Origin of the sequence: Cedecea sp. VD22 (assembly GCF_037150195.1) — a bacterium.
Lineage (GTDB): Bacteria > Pseudomonadota > Gammaproteobacteria > Enterobacterales > Enterobacteriaceae > Cedecea.
Window position 1 is genome coordinate 22,564 of sequence record NZ_JBBCPX010000005.1, and the last position, 24,393, is coordinate 46,956.

The following is a 24,393-nucleotide window of genomic DNA, read 5'->3' on the forward strand; positions in this document are numbered from 1 at the left end:
TTTGCGAGCACCTGCCAACCGACTAAACGGCTAACAGGTGCAGCGCCTCACTGCTGTTGCGTTCCATCGCGCAGAACAAATTACCAGGTTTTACCAATGTTAAACTGGAACTGTTCTGCCTTGTCTCCATCATATTTCTTATACGGCTGAGCATAAGAGAAGACCAGCGGCCCCAGAGGCGACATCCACTGCAGCGCAATACCTGCAGACATACGGATGTTACTTGGCGTGCTGTAATCAGGTATACCTGCCGCTCTGGTCGCGTCGGTGTTCTCCCATTTGGTATCCCAAACGGTACCTGCATCGACAAACAGGGAAGTACGAACAGAGTTTGCGTACTTCTCACTCAGGAACGGCGTCGGGGTAATCAGCTCAAGGCTGGCCACACCCATGGCGTTACCGCCCACCGCATCGTTAGAGTTACACACAGTACCAGTGCCACAGTTACGCTGGTTCGGGCCGTAATAAGCGGCTTTTGGACCAATGTTGTTTGACTGGAAACCACGCACGGTGCTGGAACCACCGGCATAGAAGTTCTCGTAGAACGGCAGTTCTTTACCACCCAGACCATCGCCGTAACCCCAACGGGTACGACCCAGCACAACCCACGTATGATTGTCATTGATCGGGAAATAACTCGCCGTATCTAACGTCACTTTGTAGAACTCGTTATCGGAACCCGGAATGGTGACTTTACCATTCAGGTTGACGCGAGAACCATCCGTCGGGAAGTAACCGCGGTCAAGGTTGCTGTATGTCCAACCATAGTTCAGAGTGAAGTCATCTGCCGAGAAACTGTTGTCGTTGGCATTCATAGTTGGGTGCTGACCCACAGAATCCAGGTAGCGCCACATAGCTATCTGCGGCTGCATGTTCGACAGATCGTTATGCACGTAACCCAAACCAAGGCGCAGCGTGTTGTATTCATTCACCGGGAAGCCCAGTGTTGTATCCAGCCCGTAGCTCTTGTTGGTGTAGTCAGACAGGTCCGCGTCATCAGCTTTAAAGTCGTTGAAGAAGATACGACCACCAAGGCTAACACCATCCACCGTAAAGTATGGATCGGTCGCTGACAGTTCCGCGTAGGTCTGGTAATCGTTTTTGGTGCCGCTGATCCCAACCGAGTAGCCTGTACCCAACCAGTTATCCTGCTGAACACCGACCTGGAAGCTCACACCGCTTTCAGTACCGTAGCCAACACCGAAGTTGAAACTACCGGTGTTACGCTCTTTCACTTTATAGACAACGTCAACCTGATCCGGGCTGCCGGATACGCGCTGGGTGTCCACATCGACGGTCTCGAAGTAACCCAAGCGGTTCAGACGTTCTTTACCGGCATCAACAAGGTTGCTGCCCAGCCACGCCCCTTCCATCTGGCGCATTTCACGGCGCAGAACGGCATCTTTACTGGTGTCGTTGCCTTCAAAGCGGATCTTACGCACGTAGTAACGGTTACCGGAATCGACGTTAACGTGCAGCTTCACGGTTTTGTCAGCGTCATTAATTTCAGGCTGAGTCTGTACGCGCGGATAGGCGTAACCATAGCGACCCAGCAGTTTCTTAATGTCGTCTTCCATTTTGGTGACTTTGGTGCCGTTATACAGCTCACCCGGCTGCATCTTAGTCAGGCTTTCAATTTCCGCAGAATGCCCGGCCAGATTGCCTTTCACATCCACGCCGGCGATCTTGTACTGCTCGCCTTCGGTGATGTTGATGGTCACATAAATGCTTTTCTTATCCGGCGTCAGGCTAACCTGCGTGGAGTCAATATTGAAACGCGCATAGCCGCGATCCAGATAGTAGCTACGCAGGGTTTCAAGGTCACCCGCCAGCTTTTGCTTCTGGTATTTACGATCGCCGACGACGTTCCACCACGGCACTTCATCACGCAGTTGGAATCGGGAGATCAGCTCATCTGTGGTAAACGCGTGGTTACCGACGATGTTGATCTGCTGGATTTTTGCGGAGACGCCTTCCTGGAACACCAGTTTCAGGTCAACACGGTTACGCGGCAGCGGCGTGACGACAGCTTTGACGCTGGCGCTGTATTTCCCGACGCTGTAGTAGAAATCTTCCAGCCCTTTCTCGATGTCGCCCAGGGTCGTGCGGTCGAGGGATTCCCCCACGCGTACGCCGGAAGCTTCAAGGTTCTGCTTCAGCATGTCATCTTTCACCGACTTGTTGCCGGAGAAGGTGATGCTGGCAATGGTTGGACGCTCTTTGACCTGCACAAGCAGCGTATTACCATCACGCAGCACTCGCACATCTTCAAAGTTGCCGGTGGCAAACAGTGAGCGGATTGTATTACTGATATCCTCGTCAGAGACGGTGTCGCCTACGCGAACCGGCATACTGAGGAGGGCCGCACCGACGGCGACTCGCTGCAGGCCTTCGAAATGAATGTCTTTCACCACGAACCCGTCTGCACCGTATACGGTGGCGCTGCTAAACAGCAGCGTCGCTATGAGGAGCTTTTTCATCGCCATCGTTGTTATGCGTTCTTCCTAACCTAATTCTCTCTATAAACGAGAGAAATCATTGAAAAGTGCAAGCCCCATTAATAGCACCAGCAAAATAGAGCCAATGCGATAACTGAAGTCCTGAACTCGCTCGGAAACCGGAGTGCCTTTCAGTTTCTCAACCGCCAAAAAGAGCAGGTGCCCGCCGTCAAGGACGGGAAGAGGAAACAGGTTAATGATCCCTAAGTTGACGCTGATAAGCGCCAGGAACATCAGGAAGTAAATTAACCCATATTCCGCCGACATACCTGCCCCTTGAGCTATGGAGATTGGCCCACTGAGGTTGTTCAGTTTTACATCACCGGTTATTAATTTCCCCAGCATGTTGACCGTCAGCTTCATCAGTTGCCAGGTTTTATCCGTGGCTTCTGCTACAGCGGTAAACGGCCCATACTGACGCACTGTTTTGTACTCGTCGGGCAGCGGGATAATTTTAGGTACTACCCCTGCAAACCCTTCTGCCTTCGCTTTACCCGGTTTTGTATCCGGTATCAGCGTCAAAGACAAGGGGCTCCCCTGTCTTTCAATCTCTAAGGCTAGCGGCTGACCTGGATTGTCACGCACCAGGTTAACAAACTCACTCCATTGAAGGAGTGGCTGACCGTTGACTTTAACGATCCTGTCCCCCGCTTGCAAACCTGCCTTATTGGCCGCGGACTGCGGCTGAACTTCGTCCAGCACGTTTTCAATTTGCGGACCACGGGGCCTGAATCCAAGTGATACGACCGGATCCTGCTTATCAGGCTCAAACTGCCAATGGCTTAGATCAAGGGTGACATCACGCGTTTGATTTGTCCCAAACGGCGCATAAGACACTCTCGCGCTCGCATCGCCAATCTTACCGATTAAAGCTAAACGAACAGCATCCCAATCAGGCGTTTCGATACCATCTATCGCTTTTAGTTCCATGCCAGCGCTAATTTGTGCTTCCGCCGCGATAGAGTTGGGGGTTATTTCACCGATCACTGGACGCAGGCTGGGAATGCCAATGATAAACACCAGCCAATAGGCAAAGATAGCGAAGATGAAGTTAGCGATTGGGCCAGCGGCGATAATCGCCGCTCGCTGAGAAACCGTTTTATTGTTAAAAGCAGCATGACGCATCTCCGGCAGCACCGGCTCAACGCGTTCATCCAGCATTTTAACGTAGCCACCCAGCGGGATCAGCGCGATAACAAATTCGGTTCCCTGACGGTCAGTACGACGCCAAAGCGCCTTACCAAACCCGATGGAGAAGCGTTCCACACGAACGCCACAGCGGCGAGCAACCCAAAAATGGCCGAACTCGTGCACGGTAATTAAAACACCCAGTGCAACGATAAACGCAGCCAAATTCCAGAGTATGCTCAACATAAAACCTTCCGTTAAATCGTCCTGAATACCAGAAGCAGCAGACAGGCAAACACCGGCACTGCCGCTGTCAGGCTGTCAATGCGGTCAAGAATACCACCATGTCCCGGGATAAGGTGACCACTATCTTTAATCCCTGCTTCGCGTTTGAACATACTTTCGGTCAAATCACCTAAAACGGAAGCCAGCGCGGCAACAATGGAACAGGTTAGCAGAACAACAGGTGCCACGTTCAAATTCGCCCACATGCCGAACAACAACGAGATGACGGCAGAAGTCGCAAGGCCACCAATAAACCCTTGCCAGGTCTTGCCAGGAGAAACCTTTGGCGCAAGTTTATGCTTGCCAAACATCTTCCCGAAGACATAAGCGCCAGAGTCTGCGCCCCAGACCAGGAACATCACATACAGTAACCAAACAGAGCCGCTGTAGTGGTTAATATCATAATGCCAGCTGCGCAACGCTACCATGCCCCAGAAGAAGGGAACAATGGTCAGCAGGCCAAAGACCAGGCGAAGCGGTTTGGAATTACGCCATAGCGCCGCAGAAGCCGGATAGAACAGAACCAGCAACAGCGCCGCTACCCACCACACTAGCGATGCCCAGAGTGAGAATTCGATTATCGGCAAATGCACCGAATGCCGATACTCCGGCAACGAAATCAGCATGACGGCAAGCAACAGACCACATAGCACCGCCAACCAGACACGTTGCGAACGCGCAACAAAACCGGCGAGTTGCCCCCATTCCCATGCGGCCAGCATACAAATCACCAGCGTAGCAATCGCAAATCCTACTGGCGGAAGCCAAAACAGCGCCGCGATGACAACGGGAATCATAATAAACGCGGAAATCAGGCGATACTTCAGCAAAAGTGACCCCCAACAGGCTTATTCACCACCAGGTGCTGTGCCACCAAAACGACGCTCTCGGTTTGCAAAAGCATTTAGCGCACCTTCAAAGTCTTGTTCATCGAAATCAGGCCAAAGAACATCGGTAAAATAAAGTTCCGCATAGGCAATTTGCCAGATGAGGAAGTTACTGATGCGATGCTCTCCTCCTGTCCTAATTACTAAATCTACGGGAGCCAGTTCATGCATGCAGATCTGCTGACCGAGCAGTTCTTCATCTATCTGATCCGGGCGCAATAAGCCTTCCTGCACCTGCGACGCAAGCTGTCGCACTCCCTGAATGATATCCCAACGCCCGCCATAATTCGCAGCGATATTGAGCGTCAGCCCAGTGTTCTCACTGGTTAATGCTTCAGCTTTTTTGATTCTTTCCTGCAGGCGGAGATTAAATCGGCTGGTATCGCCGATAATACGCAAGCGAACATTATGACGGTGCAGGCTTTTCACCTCACTGTCTAATGCCCAGACGAACAGCTCCATCAACGCGGTCACTTCCTGAGCGGGGCGGTTCCAGTTCTCGCTGCTAAAAGCGTAAAGCGTCAGCGCATCGATACCGTTATTCGCTGCAAAAGTCACAGCGCGGCGTACCGATTTCGCGCCAGCTTTATGACCGAAAACCCTCATTTTACCCTGACGCTTAGCCCATCGGCCGTTGCCATCCATGATGATGGCAACATGGCGGGCGCCATGCGTAGTTAAGGATTCGCTTAATTGTTGATTAGCAGACAACATAACGCGTAATGATTCCCTGAAAAAAATTAAGCGGTACTCAGGAATATTGAAGCCTGGTGCATAAAAAAGCCGTGTTGTGACACGGCTTCCCACTCAACGCTCAGTCACATCTGGCGATTAAGTGGCGCAGACTATATCACTGAAGCACAAAGCGAACAAATGGCGGCACTTCAGCCGGATGAATTATCACCGGCTTGAGAGGTGCATCACTTGTTTCCTGGCGATTTCACGAGCAACAGCGTCCACACTAAGCACTTCATCCACACTTTGTGGATCAGTTAAATTCATTTGATCCAGCACGCTGCGGTTCAGCACTGCGATATCCGTAAATCTGACCTGCTGATTCAGGAACGCCTCAACAACCACTTCGTTTGCCGCATTTAGCGCGGTTGTCGCCGCCTGCCCCTGCGCGCTGGCATCAATGGCTAACTTAAGGCATGGATAGCGCTCAAAATCAGGTTCCATGAAAGTCAGCGAACCGATTTTGCAGAAATCGAGTGGTGTAACACCAGATTCTACGCGCGCGGGGTAAGCCATCGCATGGGCAATAGGCGTACGCATGTCGGGCTCACCAAGCTGAGCCAGCACGCTGCCATCGCGGTAACGAACCATAGAATGAATGACAGACTGAGGGTGAATCAGCACTTCCATTTGTGCAGCTGAAGCGTTGAACAACCAGCGAGCTTCAATGTATTCGAGACCTTTGTTCATCATAGTGGCAGAGTCGACGGAAATCTTACGCCCCATCGACCAGTTCGGGTGGCTGCATGCCTGATCCGGCGTCATCGCCGTCAGGTCTGCATAAGCCGTTTCCCGGAACGGGCCACCCGATCCGGTGAGGATAATAGACGACACGCCATTATCTTCGAGGCTAGCGTATCCCAGGTTACGCTGGATTGTTTCCGGCATACTCTGAAAAATGGCGTTATGTTCGCTATCGATAGGCAACAACTGCGCTTTGCTACGAGCAACCGCTTCCATAAACAAACGCCCGCAGGTAATCAGCGACTCTTTGTTCGCCAGCAGAACCTGCTTACCGGCGGAGATAGCGGCAAGCGTTGAAGACAGCCCTGCCACGCCCACAATAGCAGCCATCACCTGATCCACTTCGTCAAGCGTAGCAACTTCGCAAGCGGCCTGCTTACCGGCCAAGACTTCAGTTTTACTCCCCTGCTCTTTCAGGGTACGACGGACTTCCGCCGCCGCAGACTCACTGGCCATGACCGCATACTTCGGCGAGAACGCCAGGCACTGCTCCACCATTTTCCCGACATTAGTGCCCGCAACCAGAGCCGTAACGGCAAATTTTTCAGGATTATGACGAACGACGCTAAGCGTGCTGACGCCAATAGAGCCGGTGGAACCAAGAATAGTGAGCTGCTTCATGAGGTACTCGGGGTCGTAAAATGAAGGATTAATGGCGCAATAGTTTGCGGCGCGGGACGCCCATTGTCTACGCCTTTACTTGACGTTTTTATAAAGCAAAACGCCGCCCGTAAACGCTTCGCGGTGCGCGAGGGCTTACTGGGCGGCGAATTTTCCACAGAAATTGTGGATTAGAACTGCATCAGCTCGGTTTCTTTTTCAGACAGAGCCGCATCCACTTTCTTGATAGCAGCATCAGTCAGCTTCTGCACGTCGTCCTGAGAACGGCGATCGTCATCTTCACTGATCTCTTTGTCTTTCAACAGCGCTTTAACTTTATCGTTAGCGTCGCGGCGAACGTTACGAACAGCCACGCGTGCGCCTTCGGCTTCGCCACGTACCACTTTGATCAGGTCTTTACGACGCTCTTCGGTCAGCGGAGGCAGTGGAACACGGATATCGGTGCCCGCAGAGCTTGGGTTCAGACCAAGGTCAGAGGCCATGATCGCTTTCTCTACCGCCGGGCCCATAGAACGATCGAAGACGTTGATCTTCAGAGTACGGGTATCTTCAACGGTGACGCTGGCCAACTGGCGCAGCGGCGTTGGTGTGCCGTAGTATTCTACGACGATGCCGTCCAGCAGGCTTGGAGAAGCGCGGCCGGTACGGATTTTGCTGATTTGGTTTTTAAACGCTTCGACGCATTTATCCATACGCACTTCAGCATCTTTTCTGATATCGCTAATCACGTTACGAATCCTTGAAAACTGGTTTAAGGCAGACCACGCTTATTCTCTGCAGCTGCAACGCCGCAGGCTAAGTATAGCCCTGTTTATTCCTGGCTGTAGATAAAGCCAAATCTTACCCTGATTACCGGGCAACTGAAATTATTCAGTAATTAAAGTGCCTTCTTTCTCACCCATTACCACACGACGCAGCGCACCCGGCTTGTTCATGTTGAACACGCGGATCGGCAATTTGTGGTCACGAGCAAGGGTGAATGCGGCAAGATCCATCACTTTCAGCTCTTTATCCAGCACTTCACTGTAGGTCAGCTGATCGTACATGGTTGCAGCAGGATCTTTTGCCGGATCGGCGGTAAACACGCCATCCACTTTAGTGGCTTTCAGTACCACGTCTGCTTCGATTTCGATTCCACGCAGGCAGGCCGCAGAGTCAGTGGTAAAGAACGGGTTACCGGTACCGGCAGACAGGATAACTACGCGGTTAGCGCGCAGCAGGCTGATCGCTTCAGCCCAGCTGTAGTTATCACAAACGCCATTCAATGGAATAGCGGACATCAGGCGGGCGTTCACATAGGCGCGGTGGAGCGCATCGCGCATCGCCAGGCCATTCATTACGGTCGCCAGCATGCCCATGTGGTCGCCCACGACGCGGTTCATGCCGGCTTTAGCCAGGCCCGCACCACGGAATAAATTGCCACCGCCGATTACCACCCCGACCTGAATGCCAAGTTCCACCAGCTCTTTAATTTCCTGAGCCATACGGTCCAGAATACTCGCGTCAATACCAAAGCCTTCTGTGCCTTGCAGAGCTTCGCCGCTCAGTTTGAGCAGAATACGTTTGTAGACGGGTTTTGCATTGGTAGCCATGTTTCTTTCCTGAGAACAGTCAACGAATGGGGGATGGTTAATTCTGGCGACATTCTGTCGCATTTCAGTCTGCTCGCCTAACGGAGCGCTCTGAAATTGTAAGGCTGGATAAAAAGGAACCGCCGGTTGGCGGTTCCTTTTAAACCATTAAGACTGCTTGGACATGGCAGCAACTTCTGCTGCAAAGTCAGTCTCAACTTTCTCGATACCTTCACCCACTTCGAAGCGGATGAAGTTAGTTACGTCAGCATTGTGCTCTTTCAGCAGCTGAGCAACAGTTTTGCTTGGGTCCATAACGAACGGCTGACCAGTCAGAGAAACTTCACCGGTGAATTTCTTCATGCGGCCTTCAACCATTTTCTCTGCGATTTCTTTTGGTTTACCGGACTGCATCGCGATGTCCAGCTGAACCTGGTACTCTTTCTCTACAACTTCTGCAGAAACGTCTTCAGGCTTAACGAACTCAGGCTTGCTTGCAGCGATGTGCATGGCCAGCTGTTTAACCAGCTCTTCATCAGCACCTTTAGCGGCAACCAGAACACCGATACGTGCGCCGTGCTGGTAAGAACCCAGAACTTCGCCTTCCAGGGAAGAAACGCGACGGATGTTGATGTTCTCACCGATTTTAGCAACCAGTGCAACGCGCTCTTCTTCAAACTGCGCTTTCAGAACTTCAACGTCGGTGATTTTACCCGCGACTGCTGCATCCAGAACTTTGTTAGCAAATGCCTGGAAACCGCCGTCTTTAGCAACGAAGTCAGTCTGGCAGTTAACTTCCAGAATCACGCCGTAGTTGCCGTCGATCTTAGTGATGATCACGCCGTCAGCAGCAACGTTGCCTGCTTTTTTAGCCGCTTTGATCGCACCGGATTTACGCATGTTCTCGATTGCCAGCTCGATGTCGCCGTTGGCTTCGGTCAGCGCTTTTTTACAATCCATCATGCCAGCGCCAGTACGCTCACGCAGCTCTTTTACCAGGGATGCGGTAATTTCAGCCATTCTAAAATCCTCGGAGATGTTGCCTGCCCGGCGCATTGGCCAGACGGGCTTAAAAGTGAAAAAGGGGCCATAAAAAGGCCCCTAACCAAACTAGATACTACCTGGTTAAATAAGGGCTCTAGCGAGCGTGCCTTATTATTCTGCTTCTACGAAGCTTTCTTCCGCCTGGGAAGCCAGATCCTGAGAACGGCCTTCACGAACGGTTGCAGCTACAGCGCCCAGGTACAGGCTAACAGCACGGATAGCATCGTCGTTACCAGGGATAACGAAATCAACACCGTCCGGATCAGAGTTGGTATCAACGATAGCAAATACTGGGATACCCAGGTTGTTTGCTTCTTTGATAGCGATGTGCTCGTGATCGGCATCGATAACAAACAGTGCGTCCGGCAGGCCGCCCATGTCTTTGATACCGCCCAGGCTGTTTTCCAGCTTGTCCAGCTCACGAGTGCGCATCAGCGCTTCTTTCTTAGTCAGCTTGTCGAAAGTACCGTCTTGAGCCTGAGTTTCCAGGTCTTTCAGACGTTTGATGGACTGACGAACGGTTTTCCAGTTAGTCAGCATGCCGCCCAACCAGCGATGGTTCACGAAGAACTGATCGCAGCTGTTAGCAGCGTCTTTCACCGCTTCGCTTGCAGCGCGTTTAGTACCAACGAAAAGGATTTTGCCTTTGCGAGAAGAAATCTTGTTCAGTTCAGCCAGAGCTTCGTTGAACATTGGTACAGTTTTCTCAAGGTTGATGATGTGAACTTTGTTACGTGCGCCGAAGATGAAAGGCTTCATTTTCGGGTTCCAGTAACGGGTCTGGTGACCGAAGTGAACACCAGCCTTGAGCATGTCGCGCATGGAAACAGTAGCCATGTTTTAAAACCTCTATATAAAGTATGGGGTTATGCCTCCACGTATCCCATATTGCCGACCCCAAAGGGCACCCCGGAATATGTGTCGATACGTGTGTGTTATTTACACAAAGTGAGCGTATTTGGCTGTACCCGAAAAATCGGAATACAAGTCCGGCGCGCTTTATACCATAAATGGCGCCCAGACTCCAATAGTTGTTGCCGTGATACGCACTTGATGATTCTCAATTTTGCAGGGAGACGCCCCCCCTGATAACATTACAGCAACTTCCCTGCTCATTTCATGTCGACGTTATCGACATCTGCGGATCTGATATGGCTATCTCAATTAAGACACCTGAAGAAATCGAAAAAATGCGCGTCGCTGGCCGCCTGGCTGCCGAAGTACTGGAAATGATCGAATCCCACGTTAAACCGGGCATTACCACCGGCGAGCTGGATCGCATCTGTAATGATTACATCGTGAATGAACAGCAGGCTATTTCCGCTTGTCTGGGCTATCACGGCTTCCCAAAATCCGTCTGTATTTCTATCAACGAAGTGGTTTGCCACGGCATTCCAGATGATGAAAAAGTGCTGAAAGACGGTGATATCGTCAATATCGACGTGACCGTTATCAAAGACGAATACCACGGCGACACCTCTAAGATGTTCATCGTAGGCAAGCCGACGATTCTCGGCGAACGCCTGTGCCGCATCACCCAGGAAAGCCTGTATCTCGCGCTACGCATGGTGAAACCGGGCATCCGCCTGCGCACGCTCGGCGCGGCAATCCAGAAGTTTGTTGAAGCAGAAGGTTTCTCCGTCGTACGTGAGTACTGTGGCCACGGCATTGGTCGCGTATTCCATGAGGAACCTCAGGTACTTCACTATGACGCAGATGACGGCGGCGTAGTGCTTCAGCCGGGCATGACCTTCACCATTGAACCGATGGTTAACGCCGGTGATTACCGCATTCGTACTATGAAAGACGGCTGGACGGTGAAAACCAAAGATCGCAGCTTGTCTGCTCAATACGAGCATACTATTGTGGTGACGGAGAACGGCTGCGAGATTATGACCCTGCGTAAAGATGACACCATCCCGGCAGTGATTTCGCATAACGAATGATGCCCTGGCGTCAGTCAGCAATCTAAGCCGGCCCTGAGCCGGCTTTTTTTATGGGTAGCGCACAATGAGTCCAGCTTTGCCAGAGCAGTTTGCCAACACCACCGAACCCGAGATCGCCGGCCAGCCGGACTATCCAAACAGCTGGCAGGAAGCCGAACTTAACTGCGCAGACATCAAGTCGCACTTAGACACTTTCCAGAAATGGCTGGGTAAAGCCTTCGATAGCGGCGTTTCCGCTGAACGGCTTATAGATGCCCGCACCGAATTTATCGATCAGCTGCTGCAGCGGCTGTGGATTGCCTACGGCTTTGCCGATGTTCCCGAAGCCGCGCTGGTTGCCGTGGGCGGCTATGGCCGCGCCGAGCTTCACCCGCTGTCGGATATCGATCTCCTGATTCTGAGTAGAAAACGGCTAACGGACGCCCAGGCGCAGAGTATCGGCGAGTTGCTGACCCTGCTTTGGGACGTGAAGCTGGAAGTGGGCCACAGCGTACGTACGCTGGAAGAGTGCCTGCTGGAAGGCTTGTCCGATCTGACGGTCGCCACTAACCTCATCGAATCTCGCTTGTTAATTGGCGATGTCGCCCTGTTCCTTGAGCTTCAGAAACACATTTTCAGCGAAGGTTTCTGGCCGTCGGCAAAATTCTTTGCCGCCAAAGTCGAAGAGCAAAACGAGCGTCACCAGCGCTATCACGGCACCAGCTACAACCTTGAGCCCGACATCAAAAGCAGTCCTGGCGGCCTGCGTGACATTCACACGCTGCAGTGGGTTGCCCGCCGTCACTTCGGCGCCACCTCCATGGGCGAAATGGTGGACTTTGGTTTCCTGACTGAAGCAGAGCGTAAAGAGCTGGATGAATGCCAGCATTTGCTGTGGCGCATTCGCTTTGCCCTGCATCTGGAAGTCAATCGCTACGACAACCGGCTGCTGTTTGACCGCCAGCTTAGCGTGGCCCAGCGCCTGCACTACAGCGGCGAAGGCAACGAGCCGGTCGAACACATGATGAAGGACTTCTACCGCGTCACTCGCCGCGTGGGCGAATTGAACCAGATGCTTTTGCAACTGTTCGATGAAGCCATTCTGGCGCTCGATGCCAGCGAAAAACCGCGCCCGCTGGATGATGACTTCCAGCTTCGCGGCACGCTTATCGATCTGCGGGATGAAACCCTGTTTATGCGCGAGCCGCAGGCTATTCTGCGCATGTTTTACATGATGGTGCGTAACCGCGACATCACCGGCATTTACTCCACGACGCTGCGCCACCTTCGTCACGCCCGCCGTCATCTTACCCAACCGCTCTGCTACATCCCGGAAGCGCGCGAGCTGTTTCTGGTGATGCTGCGTCATCCTGGCGCGGTAAGCCGTGCGCTGGTGCCAATGCATCGCCATAGCGTGTTGTGGGCCTATATGCCGCAGTGGTCGCATATTGTCGGTCAGATGCAGTTCGACCTGTTCCACGCCTACACCGTGGATGAACACACCATTCGCGTCCTGCAAAAGCTGGAAAGCTTCGCGAAAGAAGAAATTCGCTCTAAGCACCCGCTGTGCGTCGATCTTTGGCCGCGCCTTTCCCATCCTGAGCTGATTTTAATCGCCGCTCTCTTCCACGATATCGCCAAAGGGCGAGGCGGCGATCATTCCGTGCTGGGCGCGCAGGACGTGCTGAAATTTGCCGAGCTTCATGGCCTTAACTCCCGGGAAACTCAGTTGGTTGCGTGGCTGGTCCGTCAGCATCTACTGATGTCCGTCACCGCTCAGCGCCGTGATATTCAGGATCCTGAAGTCATTAAACAGTTTGCCGAAGAGGTGCAGACCGAAAACCGCCTGCGCTATCTGGTCTGCCTGACGGTGGCGGATATCTGCGCAACCAATGAAACGCTGTGGAACAGCTGGAAGCAAAGCCTGCTGCGTGAGCTGTACTTCGCCACCGAGAAACAGCTGCGCCGCGGGATGCAGAACAGCCCGGATATGCGCGAACGTGTTCGTCACCACCAGCTTCAGGCGCTTGCCCTGCTGCGGATGGACAACATTAATGAGGAAGCGCTGCATCACATCTGGGCGCGCTGCCGGGCAAACTACTTTGTTCGCCATACGCCAAACCAGATCGCGTGGCATGCCCGGCATTTGCTGAAGCACGATCTTAGTCAGCCAATGATCCTGCTGAGCCCGCAGGCAACGCGCGGCGGCACGGAGATCTTTATCTGGAGCCCGGACAGGCCTTATCTGTTTGCCGCCGTCTGCGCCGAACTCGACCGTCGTAATCTCAGTGTTCACGACGCGCAGATCTTCACGACCCGCGACGGTATGGCGATGGACACCTTTATCGTGCTCGAGCCCGATGGCAGCCCGCTGTCCATTGACCGACACAATATTATTCGCCACAGCCTCGAACAGGCGATCACCCAGACGACCTGGCAGCCACCGCAGCCACGCCGTCAGTCGGCAAAACTGCGTCACTTTACCGTCGATACCGAAGTCAATTTCCTGCCAACGCACACCGACCGGCGTACGTTCCTTGAGCTGATTGCGCTCGATCAGCCGGGTCTTTTGGCCAGGGTGGGTGAAGTGTTCGCCGACCTCGGTATTTCGCTCTACGGGGCGAGAATTACGACAATTGGTGAGCGAGTAGAAGATTTATTTATAATCGCCACCGCAGACCGGCGTGCACTTAATAATGTGCTCCAGCAGGAAGTGCAGCAACGGTTGACAGCGGCCCTTAATCCAAACGATAAATAACGGTCTTTTATTTTTTACCTTTTTAGCCCGAAAGCGACAGTCAAGTTGATTGTCGCCCAAAAGTTGAAAGGTAAGTCACAATCAGGAAATGTTCATCATGCAGCAGCTACAAAATGTAATCGAAACCGCTTTCGAGCGTCGCGCCGGGATCACCCCGGCAAATGTTGATACCGTGACCCGCGAAGCGGTAAATCAGGTGATTGCCCTGCTCGACAGCGGTGCGCTGCGCGTTGCTGAAAAAATTGATGGCCAGTGGGTCACTCACCAGTGGCTGAAGAAGGCGGTACTGCTTTCTTTCCGCATTAACGACAACAAAGTTATCGAAGGTGCAGAAAGCCGCTATTTCGATAAAGTCCCGATGAAATTCGCCGACTACGACGAAGCGCGCTTCCAGAAAGAAGGTTTCCGCGTTGTGCCACCGGCGGCAGTACGCCAGGGCGCGTTCATCGCACGTAACACCGTGCTGATGCCTTCCTACGTCAATATCGGTGCTTATGTTGATGAAGGCACCATGGTCGACACCTGGGCAACCGTGGGCTCTTGCGCGCAGATCGGTAAAAACGTTCACCTGTCCGGCGGTGTCGGCATCGGTGGCGTACTGGAACCACTGCAGGCTAACCCAACCATCATCGAAGACAACTGCTTCATCGGCGCGCGTTCCGAAGTGGTTGAAGGCGTGATCGTTGAAGAAGGTTCCGTGATCTCCATGGGCGTTTACATCGGCCAAAGCACCCGCATCTATGATCGCGAAACAGGTGAAGTCCACTACGGCCGCGTGCCAGCAGGCTCCGTTGTCGTTTCCGGCAACCTGCCTTCTAAAGACGGCTCTTACAGCCTGTACTGTGCGGTGATCGTGAAGAAAGTAGACGCCAAAACCCGCGGTAAAGTGGGCATCAACGAACTGCTGCGTACCATCGACTAAGTTTTTTGCATCAAAAGGCGGGTTATCCCGCCTTTTTTGCATCTGGCACTAGCGGAAAAGGAATTTTCCGTTAACTCTCTAATGGTTATTGATATTGAAGGGTACCGCTTATGTACGATAATTTAAAAAGTCTGGGTATTACCAATCCTGATGAAATCGATCGTTACAGCCTCCGGCAGGAAGCCAACAACGATATCCTGAAAGTCTATTTCCAGAAGGATAAGGGCGAGTTTTTTGCCAAAAGCGTGAAGTTTAAATACCCACGCCAGCGCAAAACCGTGGTGGCCGATGGCGTAGGCCAGGGCTACAAAGAAGTGCAGGAGATCAGCCCCAACCTGCGCTATGTCATCGATGAACTCGATCAGCTTTGCCAGCGTGACCGCACCGAAGTCGATCTTAAGCGTAAGATCCTCGACGATTTGCGCCACCTCGAGTCCGTGGTGACCAACAAGATCAGCGAAATTGAATCCGATCTGGAAAAACTGACTCGCAATAAGTAGTGCAGAACTCAATAAAAAAAGGGCCGCAAACGCGGCCCTTTTCAGCTCTACACGAAGATTACTGCATCAGAAGGTAAATCTGCGCATCACCGCGCTGGATGCTCAGCGCCATCACCGACGGCTTGCTGTCCATCACTTTACGCAGCTCAGCGATATTGTTCACCGCCTGCTGGTTCACGCCGACGATAATGTCACCTTTTTTCAGGCCAATACGCGCGGCCGGGGTATTTGGCTTCACGCTGGTGACCTGCACGCCTTTCTGGTCTTTACCGCCGCGGTTGCTCATCTCCGCACCTTCAATACCGGTGAAGATAGTGGCGGCATCAACCTGATTCTGAGTGCTTTGCTGCAGCTCCAGACTCACCGTCACTGGCTTGCCATCACGCAGCAGACCCAGCGAGATTTTGCTGCCCACTGGCATAGAACCCACTTCTGCGCGCAGTGCGGCAAAACTACTGATCGCCTTGCCGTTCAGCGTGGTGATCACATCCCCTGCTTTGATCCCTGCTTTAGCCGCGGAAGAGTTCGGCATGACCTGGCTGACAAACGCGCCACGCTGAGCGTCGACTTTCATCGCTTTCGCCAGCTCGGAGTTCAGCTCAGTGCCCATAATCCCCAGCTCGCCGCGACGAACCTGACCGTACTGCACCATCTGAGCGGTCAGGTTTTTCACCATGTTACTCGGGATAGCAAAGCCGATACCGATGTTGCCGCCGTCCGGGGCCAGAATCGCCGTGTTGATACCGATAAGCTCGCCGTTCAGGTTAACCAGCGCCCCGCCGGAGTTACCGCGGTTGATCGCCGCATCGGTCTGGATAAAGTTTTCGTAGTTTTCCACGTTCAGGCCGCTACGGCCCAGCGCAGAAACGATACCGGAGGTCACGGTTTCGCCCAGGCCATATGGGTTACCGATGGCTACGGTGTAATCACCTACGCGCAGCGCGTCGGAGTCGGCAATTTTAATCGCCGTCAGATTTTTAGGATCCTGCAGCTGAATCAGCGCGATATCGGAGCGTGGGTCTTTACCCACCACTTTGGCGTCAAACTTACGGCCATCGCTTAGCTGAACTTTAATCACGGTGGCGTTATCCACCACGTGGTTGTTGGTCACGACATAGCCTTTCGCCGCATCAATAATTACCCCAGAGCCCAGGGCCATAAATTTCTGCTGCTGGCTGCCTCCGTCACCACCACCGCCCTGAGCGCCACCGCCCTGGCAGAAAGGTGAGCTTTGGAACGGCGAACCGTCCTGGCAGAACGGGGAATTGTCGCCGAAGAATTGCTGGAAATTACGCCCCATACGCGGAGTATTTACCGTTGTGCTCCCTTCAACGTTGATACTCACCACTGAAGGCATCACCTGCTCCAGCATCGGCGCAAGGCTTGGCAGCGGCTGCGCAGCAGATGCGGAAGAGGCCGTCTCAGCGGCGGAGGCAGACATCGGACTCAGCGCCAAACCCAGACTAAGAGCCAGCGCACTCATTGCTAACGTGGTTTTTTTCATGGAATCATCTCAACTTTCAAATAACGCAAAATTGCTGTGTTGGTACACCATTCAGAGTGAAGTTTACGCGCTAAGTTCAGCGCTTAAGTGCATGGAAAAAGTAAAAATTTATTCTCTATCTTTACAAAACTCCCGAGAAAACTCACTCCACCGCCATCAGGCGTCGATACTCATCCCAGGCATATAAATCGGTCATTCCACTGATGTAATCCTGAATAAGCCTTGCACGGAAATAGTATTCCCACACGGAAAAATCAAGGCTTGCCGGGTGCAAAGCGCTCACCGCTTCTACATAGGCAAGCCTATGTTTAGTTGAAAGTTTGTGGAAAAGTCTTGATTCAATAGGCAGACGACGCAGGCTTTCCTTGCTCACCAGCTCCGTGAAGTCCTCCGTTGAAAGCTCGAGTAAGGGACTGTAAATATCCAGTAAACCGCTGATAACCCGATAACCCTGCAGCTCCAGTTGCTCAATATCCGGGTGGCTGAAGACCTGCCGCACGGCCACCTGCTTGTACAGCTCCAGCAGTCGGGCATACGGGCTGTCGTCCTCCAGCAGCGCATGATTGAACTCGCCGGAATAAATCTCAGGCAAATTGTCGATAAAACGCTGGGCTGCATACGGCGCCAGTTTGTTTAGCGTATTGACGCGCAGGTACATAAAGAACTGATCTTCCGCACTGCGGCGCATTTGGTTGGTGCGGGATTTCTCCCAGGCATCTTTGACTACCAGCTCAAAGAGATCGCCTTTCTTCTGCTCGCCCCAGGACTCGCTCAGATGCTGATAAAGCTGCTCGACGCTGAAAATACGTTTCTCAACGGCATCTTCGAGATCCGCCACGCAGTAAGAAATATCGTCCGCTGCCTCCATGATCCAGGTTAGCGGAAAACGGCTGTACTCGCCCAGGTTCAACTCTTTGCGCAGGCGCTCGATGTATCCTTCTTCCGACAAATAAAAGCCCGGCTTCTTCATCAAATAAGCGTGGCTTGCTGGCGGCTTTTGGGCAAAGAAGGCCGGGCGGGTGTATTTGAGAATGCAGCCGACCTGCGCCCAGGTCAGGTTCATCCGCAGCAGGCTGTGCACCAGCCGGATGCCTTGCGCATTCCCTTCAAAATGGCACAAGTCCTGGCGAACTTTGCTGCGTAACGTATTTAATCCCTCTTCGCCTTCGCGCAGCCGGAGCACATCCACCTTGCAGCAATCGTCACTGCGTGGCTGTCCGCCGCTGTCTTTCGGCTGCAGACGCTGGCGGAACCAGTCGTTAATCGCCGACTCGCCAAAATGCCCGAACGGCGGATTGCCGATGTCATGCATCAGGCAGGCCATTTCCACTATGCTTTCAAACGGGCCAGTTAGCTCATCCAGCCCATATTTCTCCAGCGCCTTCTGCTCTTTCAGGCGGCTAAGGATCTCTTTGGCAATGTAGCGCCCGACCTGCTGCACCTCCAGCGAATGGGTAAGACGGGTGCGCACGGCAGCATTACGCTCCAGCGGGAAGACCTGCGTTTTCTGCTGCAGGCGGCGAATTGCGGGAGAATTAATGATCCTGCCGCGATCGCTTTCGAAGATACGCAGGATCTCAAGTTCGCTCTTCTCTCCTTCGGGCGAGCGGAAGCGTCGGTGCCAGTTAATTTTTTTGCGGAAGTCTATTTCGCTCATGCCCACTCCTGTTCCGTTGATAAGGAGACTGTATGCCATGATAGACTATGCCCCGAAAATTGAGTCATGTTCCACCACATTAGCGAGTATCTCTATGAAAGCAGGCATTATTGGTGCAATGGAAGAAGAAGTTACGCTGCTGCGTGACAAAATCGAAAACCGCCACACTCTGAGCATCGCCGGTTGCGAAATTTATACCGGGACGCTGAACGGCGTTGAAGTCGCGCTGCTGAAGTCCGGCATCGGCAAAGTTTCTGCGGCCATGGGTGCTACGCTGCTGCTGGAACACTGCAAGCCAGACGTGATCATCAACACCGGTTCCGCAGGTGGCCTGGCGCCGACGCTGAAAGTGGGTGATATCGTGGTATCTGAAGAAGTGCGCTATCACGATGCTGACGTCACTGCTTTCGGTTACGAATATGGCCAGATGGCGGGCTGCCCGGCAGCTTTCATTGCCGATAAAAAGCTTATTGAGGCAGCAGAAACCTGCATTAAAGAGCTGGATCTGCACGCGGTTCGCGGCCTGATCGTCAGCGGCGATGCGTTTATTAACGGCTCAGTGGCGCTGGCAAAAATTCGCCACAACTTCCCGCAGGCCGTGGCGGTAGAAATGGAAGCGACGGCCATCGGCCACGTTTGCCATAACTTCAACACGCCGTTTGTGGTTGTACGCGCCATCTCCGACGTGGCCGATCAGCAGTCCCACCTGAGCTTCGAAGAATTCCTGGCCGTCGCCGCCAGGCAATCCACCCTGATGGTGGAAAAACTGGTTCAGCACCTGGCTCGTGGCTAAGCTCATCCTTTGGCGCGGGGCGACCGCCCTGCTCCTTTGCCTCCCGGCGCTGCTGTTTGCGGCGCCTCGGGTCATCTCCCTCTCTCCCGCTAATACAGAACTGGCCTTCGCCGCCGGTATCACCCCTATTGCGGTGAGCGCTTACTCTGATTACCCGCCGCAGGCAAAGCAGATTGAACAGTTAGCCAACTGGCAGGGCGTGAACTTCGAGCGCATCGTTGCCCTGAAACCGGACGCAGTCCTCGCCTGGCGAGGTGGTAACCCGGACAGGCAGGTAAACCAACTGGTTTCGCTGGGCATTAAGGTCATCTGGCTGGATCCTAAAAGCGTTGCCGACGTTGAGGCCGCGCTGCGTCAGCTAGCCCCGCTCAGTCCAACACCAGAAAAGGCAATCAAAGCCGCAGAGACGCTATCCCGGCAGTTTGCAGAGCTAAAAACTCGCTACAGCCATACCCAAAGCAAAAAAGTGTTCCTGCAGTTCAGCCAGCAGCCGCTGTTTACCACCAGCAAAGATTCCATTCAGAACGAAGTCGTTGAGCTTTGCGGTGGGCGCAATATTTTCGCTGACAGCCGGGTTCCCTGGCCGCAGGTCAGTCGCGAGCAGGTTCTGACGCGTCAGCCGCAGGCTATTATTATCTCGGGCGATGCGAGCAATATTCCGTCGGTGCAGCAGTTCTGGAGTAATCAGTTGAAAGTTCCGGTTATTGCCGTGAATGATGACTGGTTTACTCGCTCGGGCCCGCGTATTATCCTCGCCGCAAAACAGCTCTGCGAAGAGCTGGCGAAAGCTTAACGTCATGCTCTGAGGGTCATAAATGCTGGTCTATTGGCTGGATATTGTCGGTACCGCCGTGTTCGCTATTTCCGGCGTTTTGTTGGCCGGAAAGCTGCGGATGGATCCCTTTGGCGTGCTGGTGCTTGGGGTGGTTACCGCGGTAGGCGGGGGAACTATCCGCGATATGGCGTTAGCCAACGGCCCGGTATTCTGGGTGAAAGATCCCACGGACCTTGTCGTCGCCATGGTGACCTGTATGCTGACGATCGTCCTGGTTCGCCAGCCGCGACGCCTGCCTAAGTGGGTACTTCCCGTGCTGGATGCCGTCGGCCTGGCGGTGTTTGTTGGCATCGGCGTCAATAAAGCGTTTCTGGCCCATGCCAGCCCGCTGGTTGCAATCTGCATGGGCGTAATCACTGGCGTAGGCGGCGGGATCATCCGCGACGTATTGGCTCGTGAAGTCCCGATGATTCTGCGCACCGAGATTTATGCCACCGCCTGTATTATTGGCGGTATCGTCCACGCCACGGCTTACCACACCTTTAACGTCCCGCTGGAGCAGGCCAGTATGATTGGTATGGTGGTCACGCTGGCGATTCGCCTGGCGGCCATCTACTGGCACCTTAAACTGCCGACCTTTGCGCTAAATGACCGACAATAGCGATAAAAAAAGCCGCGTTTGATACGCGACTTTTTTATTTCAGCAACTTATCAGATGCTGAAGGAGGAACCACACCCGCAGGTGCTTTTCGCGTTCGGGTTAGTCACCACGAAGCGGGAGCCTTCCAGGCCTTCGCTGTAATCCACCGCGCCACCGACCAGGTATTGCAGGCTCATTGGATCCACAACCAGGGCAACGCCCTGCTTCTCGATGGTCATATCGCCGTCGTTGATCTGGTCGTCAAAGGTAAAGCCATACTGGAAGCCGCTGCAACCACCACCGGTGATATAGACGCGAAGTTTCAGATTCGGGTTCTCTTCGTCTGCAATCAGACTTTTCACTTTATTGGCTGCGGCTTCGGTAAACTGCAGCGGCAGCGCTACTACGTCATCACTCATTTTTTGCTCCCAACAATTAACAAGTCGGGCAGAAAACAACCCGCACTTTTGCGGCATTATCTAATACCCGAGTAATTCGTTCAAGTATTCTGCCCGGCGGAAGCCTGCTCGCCTGCTCGCGCTTTCTCAGCTTCTTGTTTTGCCAGAGTTCTTGCCAGAATCACCGAGTATAGCGGTTTCCCGCCCAAAAATTGTGCCAACAGTGTCGCCCCAAGACAGGTGATAATCATTGGCAGAATGAGCTGGTAATTATCCGTCATCTCAAGCACCAGCACGATAGCGGTGAGCGGTGCACGCAGTGAGGCGGCGAGTAACGCTCCCATTCCGGCAATCGCAAAGGTGCCCATATCAAGATGATACGCGGGGAACCAGGCGGCACAAGCCGTGCCAAACGCGGTGCCAAGCAGCGTGCCCAGCGCCAGCATCGGGGCAAAAATACCGCCCGGTGCACCGGAGGAGAAACAGAGTAAAGTGGTGATGACCCGAGCGATGAAAAGGAACAGCAGCATGCCGATGGTGTAATTCCCCACGGCCGCAATCGGGATAAGGCTAAACCCGCCGCCGGACGCCGCCTGCTGAATAAGCCCCAGCACACCGCAAAGCCCGCCAATAAGCCCGCCGATCAGCACCCACTTCTTAATGTTGCCGCCGTGAATGCGCTGGAACATATCTTGAGCGCCGATCACCAGCCGGTTAAACACCACGCCGACAATGCCAAAAATCATGCCGAGGATGAGATACAGCCAGAGCGTGTTGACCGGCGCATCCGCCAGCTTACCCACCTGAATCACCGTGGTTTCGGTATTAAAGATCCGGAACACGATGCTCGACATAATCACGCCGATAAACACCGCTTTTATCGAAACCAGGTTATAGCGGAACTGGGTACGCATCTCTTCGATGATAAACAGGATCCCGGCCAGCGGCGCATTAAATGCCGCAGACAGCCCGGCAGCAGCGCCAGTTGCCAGCAGCGAATGACGAGCTTCCGCACTTTTCATGCGGAAAATGTCCGTCACCATACGCCCGATGTTACCGCCAAGCTGTACGGTCGGCCCTTCACGCCCCAGCACCATTCCCGCGCCGAGCGTGCCCATCCCGCCGATGAATTTCACCGGGATCACGCGCCACCAGCGCACCGGCCGCAAATCCTCCAGTGCCCCTTCGATTTCAGGAATGCCCGACCCACCGGCTTCAGGCGCGAAACGACGCACCAGAAAATAGCCGACCATCGCCAGCAGCGCCGAGCTGATAAACGCCAGCGGCCATACCAGCCAGGCGCTGTCCGCGACCTGCGCCAGCATACCGATACGGTGCTGAAGCACCCAGTTAACCGACTTCTCAAACGCCACGCCGACCAGGCCCGCCAGCGTGCCAACCACCGCGGCCATCAGCAAAATCATTAGCGGCATTTTATCCTGGCCAATCAGACGACGCAGAATCGCTCCGCGACGCTGTTGGACGCTTTGCGCCTGATCGAGAGAGTTATGGGCTAAATTCATGGTTCCGAACCGGTTAGTCATACAAATAAGGCGGGCATTTTACCCACAGAAAAGACCTTCGTCTTATTAAATTAGCTAATAAACCGTAACGTTTGATTTGGGCAAATATTTCAACGCGAGGCAGGTTTCACATAGAATAGCCCGCTGTCACCATTTCCACGAATCAGGAGCCGATTCATGAGTAAGTCTGAAAACCTGTACGCCGCAGCCCGCCAGGTCATTCCCGGCGGCGTTAACTCTCCGGTACGCGCCTTTACTGGCGTAGGCGGAGTGCCTCTGTTTATCGAGCGTGCGGACGGGGCTTACCTGTATGACGCAGACGGTAAAGCCTATATCGATTACGTTGGTTCATGGGGCCCAATGGTACTCGGCCACAACCACCCGGCGATCCGCAACGCGGTCATTGAAGCCGTTGAGCGCGGCCTGAGCTTTGGGGCGCCAACCGAAATGGAAGTGAAAATGGCGGAGCTGGTTTGTGAGCTGGTGCCGACCATGGACATGGTTCGTATGGTGAACTCCGGCACCGAAGCCACCATGAGCGCTATCCGCCTCGCTCGCGGTTACACTGGCCGGGATAAAATCATCAAATTCGAAGGCTGCTACCACGGCCACGCGGATTGCCTGTTGGTGAAAGCCGGTTCCGGCGCTCTGACGCTCGGCCAACCAAACTCTCCGGGCGTGCCGGCTGACTTTGCGAAGCACACCCTGACCTGCACCTATAACGATCTGGCCTCCGTGCGCGAAGCCTTTGAGCAATATCCTCAGGACGTGGCCTGTATCATCGTTGAACCCGTCGCGGGCAACATGAACTGTATTCCTCCGCATGCGGACTTCCTGCCGGGCCTGCGAGCGCTGTGCGACGAATTTGGTGCACTGCTGATTATTGATGAAGTGATGACCGGCTTCCGCGTGGCGCTGGCGGGCGCTCAGTCTTACTACGATGTCGAACCAGACCTGACCTGCCTCGGCAAAATCATCGGCGGCGGGATGCCAGTCGGCGCCTTCGGTGGCCGTCGCGAAATCATGGACGCGCTGGCACCAACGGGCCCGGTTTACCAGGCGGGCACGCTCTCCGGGAACCCTATCGCCATGGCGGCGGGCTTCGCTTGCCTGACAGAAGTGTCGCAGCCCGGCGTTCACCAGACCCTGACCGAGCTGACGGAGATGCTGGCTAACGGCCTGTTGAATGCGGCTAAAGCAGAAAACCTCCCACTGGTGGTGAATAACGTCGGCGGCATGTTCGGCCTGTTCTTCACCGATGCCGAAACCGTCACCAGCTATAAAGACGTGGTTGCCTGCGATGTAGAGCGCTTCAAGCGCTTCTTCCACCTGATGCTGGAAGAAGGTGTATACCTTGCGCCGTCCGCGTTTGAGGCGGGCTTTATGTCCGTGGCGCATAGCAAAGAAGATATTCAGCGGACCATCGACGCGGCACGCCGCGTGTTTGCGAAGCTGTAATTTTACCCTCACCCCGGCCCTCTCCCT

The 24,393-nt window shown here is 53.8% G+C and carries 21 protein-coding genes; 8 read left to right on the forward strand and 13 right to left on the reverse strand.

Annotated elements, in window-relative coordinates:
• Nucleotides 1-80 precede the first annotated feature (80 nt).
• The 9 genes from bamA to rpsB all read right to left on the reverse strand — a co-directional run bounded on the left by bamA (nucleotide 81) and on the right by rpsB (nucleotide 10,350).
• Entirely contained in the window at nucleotides 81-2,486 is a 2,406-nt protein-coding gene (gene bamA, locus WFK85_RS11695; RefSeq protein WP_008456939.1) for an outer membrane protein assembly factor BamA, read from the reverse strand.
• A 33-nt stretch (nucleotides 2,487-2,519) separates the two neighbouring features.
• Nucleotides 2,520-3,872 (reverse strand): sigma E protease regulator RseP, encoded by a 1,353-nt coding sequence (gene rseP / locus WFK85_RS11700; protein WP_008456937.1) that lies wholly within the window; start codon nucleotides 3,870-3,872, stop codon nucleotides 2,520-2,522.
• A gap of 11 nt (nucleotides 3,873-3,883) precedes the next feature.
• On the reverse strand, nucleotides 3,884-4,741 hold the full coding sequence (gene cdsA, locus WFK85_RS11705) for a phosphatidate cytidylyltransferase (RefSeq protein ID WP_008456935.1): 858 nt from the start codon (nucleotides 4,739-4,741) through the stop codon (nucleotides 3,884-3,886).
• Nucleotides 4,742-4,759: 18 nt separating this feature from the next.
• Nucleotides 4,760-5,512 (reverse strand): (2E,6E)-farnesyl-diphosphate-specific ditrans,polycis-undecaprenyl-diphosphate synthase, encoded by a 753-nt coding sequence (ispU, locus tag WFK85_RS11710; RefSeq protein WP_008456932.1) that lies wholly within the window; start codon nucleotides 5,510-5,512, stop codon nucleotides 4,760-4,762.
• A 186-nt stretch (nucleotides 5,513-5,698) separates the two neighbouring features.
• The gene (gene ispC, locus WFK85_RS11715) at nucleotides 5,699-6,898 is read right to left on the reverse strand and encodes a 1-deoxy-D-xylulose-5-phosphate reductoisomerase (protein ID WP_336707839.1); all 1,200 of its coding nucleotides are present in this window, start codon (nucleotides 6,896-6,898) and stop codon (nucleotides 5,699-5,701) included.
• 170 nt (nucleotides 6,899-7,068) lie between these two features.
• Nucleotides 7,069-7,626, reverse strand: a complete 558-nt coding sequence (frr, locus tag WFK85_RS11720; protein WP_008456929.1) for a ribosome recycling factor — start codon at nucleotides 7,624-7,626, stop codon at nucleotides 7,069-7,071.
• A 138-nt stretch (nucleotides 7,627-7,764) separates the two neighbouring features.
• Entirely contained in the window at nucleotides 7,765-8,490 is a 726-nt protein-coding gene (pyrH, locus tag WFK85_RS11725; protein ID WP_008456928.1) for a UMP kinase, read from the reverse strand.
• Nucleotides 8,491-8,637: 147 nt separating this feature from the next.
• Nucleotides 8,638-9,489 carry a translation elongation factor Ts gene (tsf, locus tag WFK85_RS11730; RefSeq protein ID WP_008456925.1) on the reverse strand — a complete coding sequence of 284 codons (852 nt, stop codon included), beginning with the start codon at nucleotides 9,487-9,489 and terminating at the stop codon, nucleotides 8,638-8,640.
• A 135-nt stretch (nucleotides 9,490-9,624) separates the two neighbouring features.
• Nucleotides 9,625-10,350: a 30S ribosomal protein S2 gene (rpsB, locus tag WFK85_RS11735; RefSeq protein ID WP_008456923.1), complete on the reverse strand. Its 726-nt coding sequence runs from the start codon at nucleotides 10,348-10,350 to the stop codon at nucleotides 9,625-9,627.
• A gap of 314 nt (nucleotides 10,351-10,664) precedes the next feature.
• Here rpsB and map point away from each other — a divergent pair, with 314 nt between their 5' ends.
• The 4 genes from map to WFK85_RS11755 all read left to right on the forward strand — a co-directional run bounded on the left by map (nucleotide 10,665) and on the right by WFK85_RS11755 (nucleotide 15,618).
• Complete coding sequence (gene map / locus WFK85_RS11740; protein WP_039300527.1) at nucleotides 10,665-11,459, forward strand: type I methionyl aminopeptidase; 795 nt, start codon at nucleotides 10,665-10,667, stop codon at nucleotides 11,457-11,459.
• Nucleotides 11,460-11,523: 64 nt separating this feature from the next.
• Complete coding sequence (gene glnD, locus WFK85_RS11745; RefSeq protein ID WP_336707837.1) at nucleotides 11,524-14,196, forward strand: bifunctional uridylyltransferase/uridylyl-removing protein GlnD; 2,673 nt, start codon at nucleotides 11,524-11,526, stop codon at nucleotides 14,194-14,196.
• Nucleotides 14,197-14,293: 97 nt separating this feature from the next.
• Complete coding sequence (gene dapD / locus WFK85_RS11750; protein WP_336707836.1) at nucleotides 14,294-15,118, forward strand: 2,3,4,5-tetrahydropyridine-2,6-dicarboxylate N-succinyltransferase; 825 nt, start codon at nucleotides 14,294-14,296, stop codon at nucleotides 15,116-15,118.
• 110 nt (nucleotides 15,119-15,228) lie between these two features.
• On the forward strand, nucleotides 15,229-15,618 hold the full coding sequence (locus WFK85_RS11755; protein ID WP_008456913.1) for a DUF3461 family protein: 390 nt from the start codon (nucleotides 15,229-15,231) through the stop codon (nucleotides 15,616-15,618).
• A 58-nt stretch (nucleotides 15,619-15,676) separates the two neighbouring features.
• Here WFK85_RS11755 and degP read toward each other — a convergent pair whose 3' ends face one another.
• Nucleotides 15,677-17,122, reverse strand: a complete 1,446-nt coding sequence (gene degP, locus WFK85_RS11760; RefSeq protein ID WP_008456911.1) for a serine endoprotease DegP — start codon at nucleotides 17,120-17,122, stop codon at nucleotides 15,677-15,679.
• Nucleotides 17,123-17,264: 142 nt separating this feature from the next.
• Entirely contained in the window at nucleotides 17,265-18,779 is a 1,515-nt protein-coding gene (gene dgt / locus WFK85_RS11765; protein WP_336707834.1) for a dGTPase, read from the reverse strand.
• Nucleotides 18,780-18,873: 94 nt separating this feature from the next.
• Here dgt and mtnN point away from each other — a divergent pair, with 94 nt between their 5' ends.
• The 3 genes from mtnN to WFK85_RS11780 are packed head-to-tail and all read left to right on the forward strand — an operon-like array spanning nucleotide 18,874 to nucleotide 21,008.
• Nucleotides 18,874-19,572 carry a 5'-methylthioadenosine/S-adenosylhomocysteine nucleosidase gene (gene mtnN, locus WFK85_RS11770; RefSeq protein WP_166993601.1) on the forward strand — a complete coding sequence of 233 codons (699 nt, stop codon included), beginning with the start codon at nucleotides 18,874-18,876 and terminating at the stop codon, nucleotides 19,570-19,572.
• The gene (gene btuF, locus WFK85_RS11775; RefSeq protein WP_008456905.1) at nucleotides 19,565-20,365 is read left to right on the forward strand and encodes a vitamin B12 ABC transporter substrate-binding protein BtuF; all 801 of its coding nucleotides are present in this window, start codon (nucleotides 19,565-19,567) and stop codon (nucleotides 20,363-20,365) included. Before mtnN ends, btuF begins: the two co-directional genes overlap by 8 nt.
• A gap of 22 nt (nucleotides 20,366-20,387) precedes the next feature.
• Entirely contained in the window at nucleotides 20,388-21,008 is a 621-nt protein-coding gene (locus tag WFK85_RS11780) for a TRIC cation channel family protein (RefSeq protein WP_008456904.1), read from the forward strand.
• 50 nt (nucleotides 21,009-21,058) lie between these two features.
• Here WFK85_RS11780 and erpA read toward each other — a convergent pair whose 3' ends face one another.
• A complete protein-coding gene (gene erpA, locus WFK85_RS11785; protein ID WP_008456903.1) occupies nucleotides 21,059-21,406 on the reverse strand; it encodes an iron-sulfur cluster insertion protein ErpA in 348 nt (115 codons plus the stop codon).
• Between the two features lie 80 nt (nucleotides 21,407-21,486).
• The gene (gene clcA, locus WFK85_RS11790) at nucleotides 21,487-22,908 is read right to left on the reverse strand and encodes a H(+)/Cl(-) exchange transporter ClcA (protein ID WP_166993595.1); all 1,422 of its coding nucleotides are present in this window, start codon (nucleotides 22,906-22,908) and stop codon (nucleotides 21,487-21,489) included.
• Nucleotides 22,909-23,085: 177 nt separating this feature from the next.
• On the opposite strand from clcA, the gene hemL reads away from it, so the two are divergent.
• A complete protein-coding gene (gene hemL, locus WFK85_RS11795; RefSeq protein WP_008456900.1) occupies nucleotides 23,086-24,366 on the forward strand; it encodes a glutamate-1-semialdehyde 2,1-aminomutase in 1,281 nt (426 codons plus the stop codon).
• Nucleotides 24,367-24,393 lie beyond the last annotated feature (27 nt).